We start from the raw sequence: 13,300 nt of genomic DNA, 5'->3' as shown, positions 1-13,300 counted from the left end.
AGACTATGCCCGCCACTCTACGCGCGAGGCGTATGAGGCGCTAGTCATTTTCGGACATGACAGCGACACATCCTCCCAACAAGACAAAACCCGGCACGAGGCCGGGTTTTGCAGTCTGCCGGGCAACGAATCGTCACCCGGCAGCGTGGGTCATGACAGCGTGGCTGATCAGGCAGCGGCCAACAACTGACGCAGCACGAACGGCAGAATGCCGCCATGCTTGTAGTAATCCACTTCGATCGGTGTGTCGATACGCAGCAGGACTTGCACCTTTTGCGTGTCGCCGTTCTTGCGATGGATCACCAGCGTGACGTCCTGTTGCGGCTTGATATCGGCCGACAGACCTTCGATGTCGTACGTTTCTTCGCCCGTGATGCCCAGCGACTGGGCGCTGTCCGACCCCTTGAACTGCAAAGGCAGCACGCCCATGCCGACCAGGTTCGAGCGGTGGATACGCTCGAACGAGCGCGCGATGACCGCCTTCACGCCCAGCAGTTGCGTGCCCTTGGCCGCCCAGTCACGCGACGAACCCGTACCGTACTCTTCGCCACCGAACACCACCGTCGGGGTGTTCTCGCCGACATACTTCATCGCAGCGTCGTAGATCGACAACTGTTCGCCGCTCGGCTGGTGAATCGTCAGGCCGCCTTCCACGCGCGAGCCGTCGGCCTGCACCGGGATCATCAGGTTCTTGATGCGCACGTTGGCGAACGTGCCGCGCATCATCACTTCGTGGTTACCACGACGCGAGCCGTAGCTGTTGAAATCGGCCTTGAGCACGCCGTTTTCGAGCAGCCACTTGCCTGCGGGCGAGCTTTCCTTGATGGAGCCGGCCGGGCTGATGTGGTCGGTCGTGACCGAGTCGCCGAACACGCCCAGCGCGCGCGCGCCATGGATCGGTTTGATGTCGGCGTTCGGCTCCATCGTGAAGCCTTCGAAGAACGGCGGCTCGGCGATGTACGTCGAACCCGGCCAATCGTAGACCTGGCCCTTCGAACCCTTGACCTTGGCCCACAGCGGGCTCGGATCCTTCACAGTGTCGTAGTTCGCCTTGAAGGTCTTCGCGTTCATCGCGAACTTCATCAGCTTCTGGACTTCTTCGCTGGTCGGCCAAATGTCGCCCAGGAAGATCTCCTTTCCGCCACGGCCCTTGCCGACCGGCTCGGTCATCAGGTCGCGCGTGACGTTGCCGGCGATGGCGTAGGCCACGACCAGCGGCGGCGACGCCAGGAAGTTGGCACGAATGTTCGGGTGAATGCGCGCTTCGAAGTTACGGTTGCCCGACAGTACGGCGGCGGCAACCATGTCGTTCTTCACGATCACGTCGTTCAGCTCGGCCGTCAGATCGCCAGCATTACCGATACAGGTCGTGCAGCCGTAGGCCGTCACGCCAAAACCCAACTTCTCGAGGTACGGCAGCAGGCCGGCCGCTTCGAGGTACTCGGTCACCACGCGGCTTCCCGGGGCGAGCGACGTCTTGATGTGCGGTGCGACCTTCAGGCCGGCTTCCACCGCCTTCTTGGCCAGCAGGCCGGCCGCGAGCAGCACGCTCGGGTTCGACGTGTTCGTGCACGACGTGATGGCCGCGATCAGCACGTCGCCGTTGTTCACGTCGATGCCGCCAGCGGTCTTGTAAGTTGTGTCGAACTGCGCTTCGGTCTTGTTGAAACCGTTCTCGGCGACCGGCTTCGTGAACAGGTCCTTGAACGTCGACTTCACGTTGCCGATTTCGATGCGGTCCTGCGGACGCTTCGGACCCGCCAGCGACGGTGCCACCGTGCCCAGATCCAGCGACAGCGTCTTCGTGTAGTCGATGTCGTTCTTCTTCGGAATGCCGAACAGCTTCTGGGCCTTGAAGTACGATTCGAAGGCGTCGATTTCCGACTTCGTGCGACCCGTGCCTTTGAAGTAGTCGATCGTCTTTTCGTCGACCGGGAAGAAGCCCATCGTGGCACCATATTCCGGCGCCATATTGGCGATGGTGGCGCGGTCCGGCAGCGCCAGGCTCGTCGTGCCTTCGCCGAAGAATTCGACGAACTTGCCGACGACCTTCTCGCGGCGCAGCATTTCCGTGATCGTCAGCACCAGATCGGTGGCGGTCACGCCTTCGCGCAGACGGCCCGTCAGCTCCACACCGACAACGTCAGGCGTGAGGAAGTACACCGGTTGACCCAGCATGCCGGCTTCGGCTTCGATGCCGCCCACGCCCCAGCCCACCACGCCGATACCGTTGATCATGGTCGTGTGGCTGTCGGTACCGACCAGGGTGTCCGGGTAGAACACGTGGTCCTTCTTGTGCACGCCACGGGCGAGGTATTCCAGGTTCACCTGGTGCACGATGCCATAGCCCGGTTGCACGACGCCGAATGTGTCGAACGCCTGCATCCCCCACTTCATGAACTGATAGCGTTCGTTGTTGCGCTGGAATTCCAGCTTCATGTTCAGGTCGAGCGCCTTCTTCTCGCGGAAGTGATCGATCGTGACCGAGTGGTCAACCACCAGATCCACCGGCACGAGCGGCTCGATGCGCTTCGGGTTCTTGCCCTGGCGCTCGGCAACGTTACGCATCGCGGCCAGATCGGCCAGCAGCGGTACGCCCGTGAAATCCTGCAGCACAACGCGTGCCACGACGAACGGGATTTCGTCGACGCGCTCGGCATTCGGCTTCCAGTTGGCCAGTTGCTGGACGTGCGCCTCGGTGACCTTCTTGCCGTCGCAATTGCGCAGCACCGACTCGAGCACGATGCGGATCGACACCGGCAGGCGTTCGACGTTCACACCCAGGGCTTTACCCAGTTGGGGCAGCGAGTAGAACTTGCCTTTCTTGTCGCCGCCGAGCTTGAACTCTTTAAGCGTTTTGTGGAGGTTGTGGGCCATGATCTTTCCTTGAGTGATACAGAAAAACGAAGCGGTGGTAATGCCATTCGATGAAACCCGGCATCGCAGGGGCGCCGGCGTGGGCGCCCGTGTCGATGCCGGTACGGCGAGCGACCGGCGTAACCGGTACGCCGGGGACTGCATGTCATGCCGAGGCGGCAACAGGAAAGCGGCCGGCGCCTCGAGCGATCGATGTCAACCGAGCGTGGCTCAGTTGGTCACATTGATCAGTTGAACCGATTGCGTCGGGGCGAGCTTGTCGTGCTCCGCCATTTCGCGCGTCAAACACTCGTCGGCCAGTCGGCTGCCGCCATCACGGTGCGTGAACAGCATGGCCTTGGCCGGAATCACCACCAGATCCAAACCGCTGGCGGCGTCGTAGAAACGGTCTGCACCGGTCGTCGTCTGCTGACGCGGCAGCTTGTAGTTGCGACCTTCCCAGAACATGGTGAGCACCTGGTCGCGTTTCATGTCGCCCTTGATAAAGAGCTTCTCGTTTTCCTTGCAGCTCCACAGTTCCGAACCGTCCACCGGTTGCACCGGCGTAGCGGCAACGGTCGCCTTCTTCTTGGCCGGCGCGTGCTTGAGCTTCTTCTTCGGTGCGGCCTTCTTGGCCGTCGTCTTGCTGGCCGGTTCAGTGGCAAACGCGGCGGGCACGATGGCGGCAGAGCAAAGGGCGACCAACACGGTCAGGCAAAGCTTCTTCATGGTGAATCTCCAAACAATAGGTAAGGTGCGACAAAAACGCAGATTATCGTACGAAGTTTGCGTTGGTCGGCGTCACCGTACAAATTTTTTCAATTCCTTCGTGCGAAGCGCCATTGGCGTCGGCGGTACGGACCGGCGTCGTTGAACGGGGTGTTGCAGTGCGGAATTCGAGAGGGCGCGGGGCCGGACGGCGCTCGCGCGTGAAGCCGTTGTCGAGCGAGGACATGACGGGGGTCGGGCGGGAAGCTTGGCGAAGCCAACGCCGGGCATCATGCGGCGCGCTCGCTGCGGGCATTGCGCGCTCACCGGTCGTCCGGTGTGGCGCGCGGGGTGCGGCAGTCAGGCGTGGCATTGGCTTGGCCAAGAAATCGCTCGGTGTTGCGTGACGTCGTGCCGGGGTCATAGCGCGATAGATGGCGCGGACCGTTGCGCAAAATGTCGTCACTGGGCTGCGGACGTTAAAGCCGTTCCGTCGATCGCGGGAGTTGCGCCGGCAGTGGGGGTAAGCCGCCGGCGCAGTTTCGGCCCCCGACGACGCTTATGACGGCGTCCGGGGTCGAGTCCCTGGGGGATTAGCCCAGCAGATGTGCCACGCCAGCGCGCTCTTCTTCGAGTTCGTTGAGCGTGAAGTTCATCTTTTCGCGCGAATAGGCGTCGATCTCGAGGCCTTCCACGCGCTTGTACTTGCCGTTTTCGCAGATCACCGGCACGCCGTAGATCACGTCTTGCGGAATGCCGTACGAGCCGTCCGACGGGATACCCATCGTGACCCACTTGCCGTTCGAGCCCAGCACCCAGTCATGGATGTGGTCGATGGCCGCGTTGGCTGCCGAAGCGGCCGACGACAGGCCACGGGCTTCGATGATGGCGGCGCCGCGCTTGCCGACCGTGGGCAGGAACACGTCGTTGTTCCACACGTCGTCGTTGATCATCGACTTGACGCTCTGGCCGTCGATCGTGGCGAAGCGGTAGTCGGCGTACATCGTCGGCGAGTGGTTGCCCCACACGGCCAGCTTCTCGATGCTCGCGACCGGCTTGCCGGTCTTGGCGGCGAGTTGCGAGAGGGCGCGATTGTGGTCCAGGCGCAGCATCGCGGTGAAGTTTTCCTTCGGCAGGTTCGGTGCCGACTTCATGGCGATATAGGCGTTGGTGTTGGCCGGGTTGCCGACGACCAGCACCTTGACGTCACGCTTGGCGACTTCATCCAGGGCCTTGCCCTGCACCGTGAAGATTGCGCCGTTGGCTTCGAGCAGATCCTTGCGCTCCATGCCCTTCGAGCGCGGACGGGCACCCACCAGCAGGGCGACGTCGGCATCCTTGAAGGCGACCTTGGGGTCGTCGGTCACAACCACGCCGGCGAGCAGCGGGAATGCGCAATCTTCCAGCTCCATCACAACGCCCTTGACGGCGGCTTGAGCTTGCGGGAGGTCGAGCAGTTGCAGGATGACGGGCTGATCCTTGCCGAGCATGTCGCCATTGGCGATGCGGAACAGCAGGGAGTAGCCGATTTGGCCAGCGGCGCCGGTGACGGCGACACGCATTGCGGGTTTTGCCATGAGAATCTCTCCAGACGTGTACAAATTCCTGCGAAGCTCGGAGTAAGCTCGCCGTCCGGGTGGCATTTTCGCCAGGCTGACAGCGCCGCGTCACACAAAGCCCCTAAAATTCCTTGACCTACGGAAGCTTGCGGGCTGCGGGGTCGACTGCCGTGAATAAGTGCGAAGCGCCGGACTCTCTTATAAGATAGTCGTGCTGCGTCTGCAGGCCCCTGTTAGCCCGCGCCAGTGTAGGAGTCACCACAACGAATGTCAACTGTATCTTATGTCTTATATAAGACATAGGATTATTGCTGTTATTCGATAGACGAAGGTCTTGATTTGTGGTCAAATCGCCGCCATGAATGCGAATGTTCGCGACACATCCAACCCCACGACGCCTGTCGATGCTCCGCAGCGACCGGACAGCGCGCGTGACGCCGCACCGGCCTCCCAGGCCCCGCAGAGTGCGGCTTCGGCAGGGGCGTCGCCGACCTTCAGCCCGCTGTACCAGCAGATCAAGGGGCTCATTACCCAGGGTCTGCAAGCCGGCGAATGGAAGCCCGGCGAAATCATTCCCAGCGAAGTCGAGCTGGCCGCCCGTTTCAAGGTGAGCCAGGGAACGGTGCGCAAAGCCATCGACGAGCTGGCTGCAGAAAACCTGCTTGTGCGCCGTCAGGGGCGCGGCACGTTCGTCGCGACCCATCACGAGGACCGGGTGCAGTTCCGGTTTCTGCGACTCGCGCCCGATTCGGGCGAACCCCATCACCCGCCCAGCCGCCTGATCGAGTGCCGCCGTATGCGTGCGCCGGCGGAAATCGCGCGCCAGCTCGATTTGCGCGCAGGCGATGGCGTCATTCTGATCCGCCGCATGATGGATTTCTCGGACCGTCCCACGGTGCTCGACGAAATCTGGTTGCCGGGCGCACTTTTCCGCGGCTTGACGGCGGAAAGGCTGAATGAATACAAGGGGCCGATGTACGGCCTGTTCGAAGATGAATTCGGCACACGCATGATTCGCGCCGTGGAAAAAGTTCGCGCCGTGGCCGCGGACGACATGACCGCCGATCTGCTCAAGGTGCCGAAGGGGTTCCCGCTGTTGAGCGTCGAGCGCGTTTCCTACACTTATGGGGACAAGCCGGTGGAAGTGCGCCGGGGCTGGTACGTGACGACGGAACATCATTACCAGAACGAATTGAGTTGACGCATTGAGAGGGTGGTGACTTCCCAGGGGCGAGCCGGCGTCGTGGCCGGTGAGTGCCTGAAAGTCGAGCATGAGAGGCGGCGGAGTGCGTGCTGCCGGCAGGAATTTCCGGAGCATTGGAACCGGTATGGTGCAACGCACTAGAATCGGCGCTAAAATCTGGGGCTGATGTAACTACATGGGGTCTAGCATGGCTGAAGTGGTAAAAAAAGAGCGGCCAGTCTACAGGAATATCGGTATTGGACAGATTGTCTCGTACCGTCTCCCGCTGGCTGGGATCGTGTCCATTCTGCACCGTATTAGCGGTGTGATCTTGTTCCTTCTGTTGCCGTTCGCGCTTTATTTGTTCGAACAGAGCCTCACGTCGGAACTCAGCTTCGACGTTCTGCGAAGCATCGCCTCCAACTGGTTTGTCAAACTTGTCATCCTGGCACTGTCGTGGGGCTTCCTGCAGCACTTCTGCGCCGGCGTGCGCCATCTGCGCATGGACTTCAATCACGACGCCGTGAGCAAGGAAGGCGGCAAGAATTCGGCCGTGGTCGTGCTGGTCGTGTCGCTGGTGCTGACGCTGGCCGTCGCCCTCAAGCTGTTCGGAGCGTTCTAAGATGGCACAGAACAATATCGGTTCGAAGCGCCTGGTCGTCGGCGCCCACTACGGCCTGCGCGACTGGATGGCGCAGCGTCTGACCGCGGTCATCATGGCCGTGTACACCGTGATCCTGCTGGTGTGGTTCTTCACCGCCAAGGATTTCTCCTACGAAGGCTGGGCAAGCATCTTTTCGCATCAGTGGATGAAGCTGGCGACGTTCGTCACGCTGCTCGCGGTGTTCTATCACGCGTGGGTCGGTGTGCGCGACATCTGGATGGACTACGTCAAGCCGGTCGGTGTGCGACTGGCGCTGTACACGTTGACGATCGTCTGGCTGCTGGCGTGTGCTGGCTATGCCGCGCAGATTCTGTGGAGAGTGTAAAGAATGGCTGCAATTAAAAATTCGCTGCCGCGTCGTCGCTTTGACGTTGTCATCGTGGGCGCAGGTGGTTCGGGCATGCGCGCGTCGCTGCAACTGGCCAAGGCCGGTCTGTCGGTCGCCGTGCTGTCCAAGGTGTTCCCCACCCGTTCGCATACCGTGGCCGCTCAGGGCGGCATTGGCGCCTCGCTCGGCAATATGAGCGAAGACAACTGGCACTACCACTTCTACGACACCATCAAGGGCTCCGACTGGCTCGGCGACCAGGATGCGATCGAGTTCATGTGCCGTCAGGCGCCGAACGCCGTCTACGAATTGGAACACTTCGGCATGCCGTTCGACCGTAACGCGGACGGCACGATCTACCAGCGCCCGTTCGGCGGTCACACGGCCAATTACGGCGAGAAGCCGGTCCAGCGCGCTTGCGCGGCCGCCGACCGTACCGGTCACGCGCTGCTGCACACGCTGTATCAACAGAACGTGGCGGCCAAGACCCACTTCTTCGTGGAGTGGATGGCGCTCGACCTGATTCGCAACGAAGACGGCGACGTGCTCGGTGTGTCGGCGCTCGAACTCGAAACCGGCGAAGTCTACCTGCTCGAAGCCAAGTGCACGCTGTTCGCGACCGGCGGTGCCGGCCGTGTGTATGCCGCCTCGACCAACGCGTTCATCAACACCGGTGACGGGCTTGGCATGGCCGCGCGTGCGGGCATTCCGCTCGAAGACATGGAATTCTGGCAATTCCACCCGACTGGCGTGGCCGGTGCGGGCGTGCTGATTACCGAAGGCGTGCGCGGTGAGGGCGGTATTCTGCGCAACTCGAACGGCGAGCGCTTCATGGAGCGCTATGCCCCGACGCTGAAGGATCTGGCGCCGCGTGACTTCGTGTCGCGCTCGATGGACCAGGAAATCAAGGAAGGCCGTGGCTGCGGCCCGAACGGCGACTACGTGCTGCTCGACCTCTCGCACATCGGTGCCGAGACGATCATGAAGCGCCTGCCGTCGATTCGCGAAATCGCCCTGAAGTTCGCCAACGTCGACGCGATCAAGGAACCGATCCCCGTCGTGCCGACCATCCACTACCAGATGGGTGGCATTCCGACGAACTACAACGGTCAGGTTGTCGTGCAGCAAAACGGCGAATCGACCCCGGTCAACGGCTTCTACGCCGTGGGCGAGTGCTCGTGCGTGTCGGTCCACGGTGCCAACCGTCTGGGCACGAACTCGCTGCTCGACCTCGTGGTGTTCGGCCGTGCGGCCGGTAACCACATCGTCGACTTCGTGAAGAACCACGGCGAGCACAAGCCGCTGCCCGCCGATGCCGGCGACAACGCCATGGCGCGTCTGGGCCGTCTGGAAGCCTCCAGCACGGGCGAGTACGCACAGGACATCGCCAACGACATCCGCGCGACGATGCAGAAGCATGCCGGCGTGTTCCGCACGTCCGACCTGCTCAAGGAAGGCGTGGACGAGATCAAGCAAGTGGCCGAGCGCGTGTCGCACGTTCACCTGAAGGACAAGTCGAAGGTGTTCAACACGGCGCGCATGGAAGCGCTGGAAGTGGACAACCTGATCGAAGTGGCCAAGGCCACCATGATCGCAGCCGAAGCCCGCAAGGAAAGCCGTGGCGCGCACGCGCACAGCGATTATCCGGAGCGCGACGACGCCAACTGGATGCGCCACTCGCTGTTCTTCAGCGAAGGCAACCGTCTGGATTACAAGCCGGTGCAGTTGAAGCCGCTGACCGTCGACTCGGTTCCGCCCAAGGCGCGGACGTTCTAAGGGATTCGCAAGATCATGAAACGTATTTTTGAAGTCTACCGCTACGATCCGGACAAGGATGCCGCACCGTACATGCAGACCTACGAGGTCGAACTCGACGGTCATGAGCGCATGCTGCTCGACGCCCTGGTCAAGCTCAAGAAGCTCGATGAAGGCATCGCGTTCCGCCGCTCGTGCCGCGAAGGCGTGTGCGGTTCGGATGCGATGAACATCAACGGCAAGAACGGTCTGGCCTGCCTGACCAACATGAACGATCTGCCGAACAAGATCGTGCTGAAGCCGCTGCCGGGGCTGCCCGTCATTCGCGATCTGATCGTCGACATGACGCACTTCTTCAACCAGTACCACTCGATCAAGCCGTACCTGATCAACCCCGAGCCGGCACCGGAGAAGGAGCGTCTGCAGTCGCCCGAACAGCGCGATGAGCTCGACGGTCTGTACGAATGCATTCTTTGCGCGTCGTGCTCCACGTCGTGCCCGAGCTTCTGGTGGAATCCGGACAAGTTCGTCGGTCCGGCCGGTCTTCTGCAGGCGTATCGCTTTATTGCGGATAGCCGCGACACGGCCACCGGCGAGCGTCTGGACAACCTGGAAGATCCGTACCGCCTGTTCCGCTGCCACACGATCATGAACTGCGTGGATGTATGCCCGAAGGGTTTGAACCCGACGAAGGCCATCGGCAAGATCAAGGAGCTGATGGTGCGTCGCGCCGTCTGACCTAGCGATCATGCCGGATACCAATCACCAGTCCGATCCGGTCAAACGTGCCCGCCTGCGTTGGCGGGCACGCCGCGGTTTGCTGGAAAACGACCTCATTCTCGAACGCTTCTTCGCGAAGTACGAAGCCTCGATGACCGACGAGGATGTGGGCGCCCTCACCAGGTTGCTCGATTTGAGCGACAACGATTTGATGGATCTGCTGCTAGCGCGTAAAGAGCCCGACGCGGATCTGGACGGGCCGGACGTGCAGCGCCTGCTGGCGCTTTTGCGTGCCGTGTAGGGGTTTAAGTATTTTTTTGAGGAAGCGATATGACTCCGTCTGATGTTAAAGCCACCCTATCTTTCTCTGACGGTTCGCCCAGCGTCGAACTGCCGATCTATCAGGGAACGATGGGCCCGGATGTAATCGATATCCGCAAGCTGTACGGCCAGACCGGCAAGTTTACGTATGACCCGGGCTTCATGTCGACGGCGTCGTGCAATTCCGCCATCACGTACATCGATGGCGACAAGGGCGAGCTGCTGTATCGCGGCTACCCGATCGAGCAGTTGGCCACCCACTGCGACTTCCTCGAGACCTCCTATCTGCTGCTCAAGGGCGAACTGCCGAACGCCCAGCAGAAGGACGAATTCGTCAAGACCGTGACCCGTCACACGATGGTGCACGAGCAGATGAACTTCTTCTTCCGCGGTTTCCGTCGTGACGCGCACCCGATGGCTGTGCTGACCGGTTCGGTCGGCGCCTTGTCGGCGTTCTATCACGACTCGCTGGACATCAACAATCCGACGCACCGCGAAGTCTCGGCCATCCGCCTGATGGCCAAGCTGCCGACGCTCGTCGCGATGGCGTACAAGTACAGCATCGGCCAGCCGTTCGTGTATCCGCGCAACGACTTGTCGTACAGCGCGAACTTCATGCGCATGATGTTCGCGAACCCGTGCGAAGAGTACGAGGTCAACGACGTGCTGGTGCGCGCCCTCGACCGCATCCTGATCCTGCACGCCGATCACGAGCAGAACGCCTCCACGTCGACCGTGCGTCTGGCCGGTTCGTCGGGTGCCAACCCGTTCGCCTGTATCGCTGCCGGTATCGCGTGTCTGTGGGGCCCGGCGCACGGCGGTGCGAACGAAGCCGCGCTGAACATGCTCGAGCAGATCGGTTCGCCGGACAAGATCCCCGAATTCATCAAGCAGGTGAAGGACAAGAACTCGGGCGTGAAGCTCATGGGCTTCGGTCACCGCGTGTACAAGAACTACGACCCGCGCGCCAAGCTCATGCGCGAGACGTGCTACGAAGTGCTCAACGAACTGGGCCTGCACGACGACCCGCTGTTCAAGCTGGCCATGCAGCTCGAGAAGATCGCGTTGGAAGACGAATACTTCGTGTCGCGCAAGCTGTACCCGAACGTCGACTTCTATTCGGGTATCGTTCAGCGCGCGCTGGGCATCCCGACGTCGATGTTCACCTGCATCTTCGCACTGGCCCGTACCGTGGGCTGGATCGCGCAGTGGAACGAAATGATCGGTGAGCCGGACCAGAAGATTGGTCGTCCGCGTCAGCTGTTCATCGGCCACACGCCGCGCGAAGTCGCGACCATCGACAAGCGCTAAGCCTGTCGGAGGCGTTCGGCACGGCGCCTCCTTGCCGTGCCGGCACCGCAACCTTGCCGAAACGGCAAGGCGGTGCGGCGCCGCAACGAGCCCTCGTTGCGCTATATTCGAAGCCACGGCACAAGCTGCCGTGATTCGCACAAATCCCCGGTTGATCGTGCGTTTACCGCCCGGTTTCCCGGGGATTTCGTATTCCGCCGGCGCGAAAGCGCTATGGCATAATCAAAAGTTCACGGAACGACGTTTGTTCCTACAACGATATTTAGCCCCGCGTTTTTATCATGGCCAAGACGCTGTATGACAAATTGTGGGATGCACATGTCGTGCATACCGAGGACGACGGCACTACGTTGCTCTACATCGACCGTCATCTGTTGCACGAGGTGACCAGTCCGCAGGCGTTTGAGGGGCTAAAACTCGCGCAGCGTCCGGTCTGGCGACTGTCTGCCAATCTCGCGGTGTCGGATCACAATGTGCCGACCACCGACCGCACGCAAGGTATCGCCGATCCGATTTCGCGTCTGCAGGTCGACACGCTCGACAACAACTGCGACAGCTTCGGCATCACCCAATTCAAGATGAACGACCTGCGTCAGGGCATCGTGCACGTGATCGGCCCGGAGCAGGGCGCCACGCTGCCCGGCATGACGGTGGTCTGCGGCGATTCGCACACGTCCACGCACGGCGCGTTCGGTGCACTGGCGTTCGGCATCGGCACGTCTGAAGTCGAGCACACGCTCGCCACGCAGACGCTGCTCATGAAAAAGAGCAAGAACATGCTCGTGAAGGTCGAAGGCACGCTGCCGCGCGGTTGTTCCGCCAAGGACATCGTGCTGGCCGTCATCGGCAAGATCGGCACGGCCGGCGGCACGGGCTACACGATCGAATTCGCCGGCTCGGCGATCCGCTCGCTCACGATGGAAGGCCGGATGACGGTGTGCAACATGGCCATCGAGGCCGGTGCGCGTGCGGGTCTGGTGGCGGTGGACGACACGACGATCCAGTACGTGAAGGGCCGTCCGTTCGCACCCTCGGGCGTGGAATTCCAGCAGGCCGAAGCCTACTGGCGTACGTTCCACACCGATCCGGGCGCCGCGTTCGACCACGTGGTCGAGATCGACGCGAACACGTTGCGCCCGCAAGTGAGCTGGGGCACGTCGCCAGAGATGGTCGTGAGTATCGAAGACCGTGTGCCGGATCCCGAGAAGGAAAAAGACCCGGTCAAGCGCAGTGCCATGGAGCGCGCGCTCGAGTACATGGCGCTGACGCCGAACACGCCGATGGCCAGTGTCAACGTCGACAAGGTGTTCATTGGCTCGTGCACCAACTCGCGTATCGAAGATATCCGCGCGGCGGCATACGTTGTGAAGACGCTCGGTCGCCGTGTGGCGCCGAACGTGCGGCTGGCGATGGTCGTGCCCGGGTCGGGGCTGGTGAAGCATCAGGCCGAGCAGGAAGGGCTGGATCAGGTCTTCAAGGCCGCCGGCTTCGAATGGCGCGAGCCGGGCTGCTCGATGTGTCTGGCGATGAATGCCGACCGTCTGGAGCCGGGCGAGCGTTGCGCCTCGACCTCGAATCGTAACTTCGAAGGCCGTCAGGGCGCGGGCGGGCGTACGCACCTCGTGAGTCCGGCGATGGCCGCGGCCGCCGCCATCGAAGGCCATTTCGTCGACGTGCGTCGTCTGGTCTGACGCGCTCGCATCGATATAACCGTCGTTTGACATCGTCTTTGACAGAGAAAAAACCATGAAGAAACTGTGGATGCTGATCGGTGCGATGCTGGTGCTGGGCGTGGCGGGCTGCAACACGATGGCGGGCCTCGGCAAGGATACGCAAGCCGCCGGCTCGGCCCTCGAGAACGCCGCGAAGAAGTGATGCGACGGTGCGCATCGCGC

At 61.8% G+C, this 13,300-nt stretch carries 13 protein-coding genes; 9 read left to right on the top strand and 4 right to left on the bottom strand.

The genetic code is table 11. The features are described 5' to 3' along the window. Positions 1-168: 168 nt before the first annotated feature. From acnA to PCE31106_RS08765, 4 genes are all read right to left on the bottom strand, one after another. A complete protein-coding gene (gene acnA, locus PCE31106_RS08780) occupies positions 169-2,877 on the bottom strand; it encodes an aconitate hydratase AcnA (RefSeq protein WP_150563038.1) in 2,709 nt (902 codons plus the stop codon). Between the two features lie 210 nt (positions 2,878-3,087). Continuing rightward, a complete protein-coding gene (locus PCE31106_RS08775; protein WP_150563037.1) occupies positions 3,088-3,585 on the bottom strand; it encodes a hypothetical protein in 498 nt (165 codons plus the stop codon). Between the two features lie 43 nt (positions 3,586-3,628). Beyond that, positions 3,629-3,811, bottom strand: a complete 183-nt coding sequence (locus tag PCE31106_RS08770; RefSeq protein ID WP_150563036.1) for a hypothetical protein — start codon at positions 3,809-3,811, stop codon at positions 3,629-3,631. Between the two features lie 346 nt (positions 3,812-4,157). Next, a complete protein-coding gene (locus PCE31106_RS08765; RefSeq protein ID WP_026131780.1) occupies positions 4,158-5,141 on the bottom strand; it encodes a malate dehydrogenase in 984 nt (327 codons plus the stop codon). 340 nt (positions 5,142-5,481) lie between these two features. Between PCE31106_RS08765 and PCE31106_RS08760 the strand changes: the two genes are divergently transcribed. The 9 genes from PCE31106_RS08760 to PCE31106_RS08720 all read left to right on the top strand — a co-directional run bounded on the left by PCE31106_RS08760 (position 5,482) and on the right by PCE31106_RS08720 (position 13,280). Next, a complete protein-coding gene (locus PCE31106_RS08760; RefSeq protein ID WP_017233052.1) occupies positions 5,482-6,324 on the top strand; it encodes a UTRA domain-containing protein in 843 nt (280 codons plus the stop codon). A gap of 190 nt (positions 6,325-6,514) precedes the next feature. Next, on the top strand, positions 6,515-6,928 hold the full coding sequence (gene sdhC / locus PCE31106_RS08755; protein WP_026131781.1) for a succinate dehydrogenase, cytochrome b556 subunit: 414 nt from the start codon (positions 6,515-6,517) through the stop codon (positions 6,926-6,928). 1 nt (position 6,929) lies between these two features. Next, on the top strand, positions 6,930-7,295 hold the full coding sequence (sdhD, locus tag PCE31106_RS08750; RefSeq protein WP_017233054.1) for a succinate dehydrogenase, hydrophobic membrane anchor protein: 366 nt from the start codon (positions 6,930-6,932) through the stop codon (positions 7,293-7,295). Positions 7,296-7,298: 3 nt separating this feature from the next. Beyond that, on the top strand, positions 7,299-9,074 hold the full coding sequence (gene sdhA, locus PCE31106_RS08745; protein WP_017233055.1) for a succinate dehydrogenase flavoprotein subunit: 1,776 nt from the start codon (positions 7,299-7,301) through the stop codon (positions 9,072-9,074). Positions 9,075-9,086: 12 nt separating this feature from the next. Continuing rightward, a complete protein-coding gene (locus PCE31106_RS08740; protein ID WP_026131782.1) occupies positions 9,087-9,791 on the top strand; it encodes a succinate dehydrogenase iron-sulfur subunit in 705 nt (234 codons plus the stop codon). A 10-nt stretch (positions 9,792-9,801) separates the two neighbouring features. Continuing rightward, positions 9,802-10,074 (top strand): FAD assembly factor SdhE, encoded by a 273-nt coding sequence (locus PCE31106_RS08735; protein WP_150563035.1) that lies wholly within the window; start codon positions 9,802-9,804, stop codon positions 10,072-10,074. Between the two features lie 29 nt (positions 10,075-10,103). Then, positions 10,104-11,405 carry a citrate synthase gene (gene gltA, locus PCE31106_RS08730; RefSeq protein WP_026131784.1) on the top strand — a complete coding sequence of 434 codons (1,302 nt, stop codon included), beginning with the start codon at positions 10,104-10,106 and terminating at the stop codon, positions 11,403-11,405. Positions 11,406-11,686: 281 nt separating this feature from the next. Continuing rightward, positions 11,687-13,096, top strand: a complete 1,410-nt coding sequence (gene leuC / locus PCE31106_RS08725; protein WP_150563034.1) for a 3-isopropylmalate dehydratase large subunit — start codon at positions 11,687-11,689, stop codon at positions 13,094-13,096. Between the two features lie 55 nt (positions 13,097-13,151). Further along, positions 13,152-13,280, top strand: a complete 129-nt coding sequence (locus PCE31106_RS08720; RefSeq protein ID WP_017233060.1) for an entericidin A/B family lipoprotein — start codon at positions 13,152-13,154, stop codon at positions 13,278-13,280. The last annotated feature ends 20 nt before the right edge of the window (positions 13,281-13,300 follow it).

Origin of the sequence: Pandoraea cepalis, from assembly GCF_902459665.1 — a bacterium.
Taxonomy (GTDB): domain Bacteria; phylum Pseudomonadota; class Gammaproteobacteria; order Burkholderiales; family Burkholderiaceae; genus Pandoraea; species Pandoraea cepalis.
This window is presented reverse-complemented; position numbering and strand designations above follow the sequence as displayed.

What these genes read in the sequence shown, in the direction of transcription:
- acnA (WP_150563038.1), bottom strand. Translation starts at nt 2,877, where the DNA reads ATGGCCCACAACCTCCACAAAACGCTTAAAGAGTTCAAGCTCGGCGGC.
- gltA (WP_026131784.1), top strand. Translation starts at nt 10,104, where the DNA reads ATGACTCCGTCTGATGTTAAAGCCACCCTATCTTTCTCTGACGGTTCG.
- leuC (WP_150563034.1), top strand. Translation starts at nt 11,687, where the DNA reads ATGGCCAAGACGCTGTATGACAAATTGTGGGATGCACATGTCGTGCAT.
- sdhD (WP_017233054.1), top strand. Translation starts at nt 6,930, where the DNA reads ATGGCACAGAACAATATCGGTTCGAAGCGCCTGGTCGTCGGCGCCCAC.
- sdhA (WP_017233055.1), top strand. Translation starts at nt 7,299, where the DNA reads ATGGCTGCAATTAAAAATTCGCTGCCGCGTCGTCGCTTTGACGTTGTC.
- PCE31106_RS08720 (WP_017233060.1), top strand. Translation starts at nt 13,152, where the DNA reads ATGAAGAAACTGTGGATGCTGATCGGTGCGATGCTGGTGCTGGGCGTG.
- PCE31106_RS08760 (WP_017233052.1), top strand. Translation starts at nt 5,482, where the DNA reads ATGAATGCGAATGTTCGCGACACATCCAACCCCACGACGCCTGTCGAT.
- PCE31106_RS08765 (WP_026131780.1), bottom strand. Translation starts at nt 5,141, where the DNA reads ATGGCAAAACCCGCAATGCGTGTCGCCGTCACCGGCGCCGCTGGCCAA.
- PCE31106_RS08735 (WP_150563035.1), top strand. Translation starts at nt 9,802, where the DNA reads ATGCCGGATACCAATCACCAGTCCGATCCGGTCAAACGTGCCCGCCTG.
- PCE31106_RS08770 (WP_150563036.1), bottom strand. Translation starts at nt 3,811, where the DNA reads ATGTCCTCGCTCGACAACGGCTTCACGCGCGAGCGCCGTCCGGCCCCG.
- PCE31106_RS08775 (WP_150563037.1), bottom strand. Translation starts at nt 3,585, where the DNA reads ATGAAGAAGCTTTGCCTGACCGTGTTGGTCGCCCTTTGCTCTGCCGCC.
- sdhC (WP_026131781.1), top strand. Translation starts at nt 6,515, where the DNA reads ATGGCTGAAGTGGTAAAAAAAGAGCGGCCAGTCTACAGGAATATCGGT.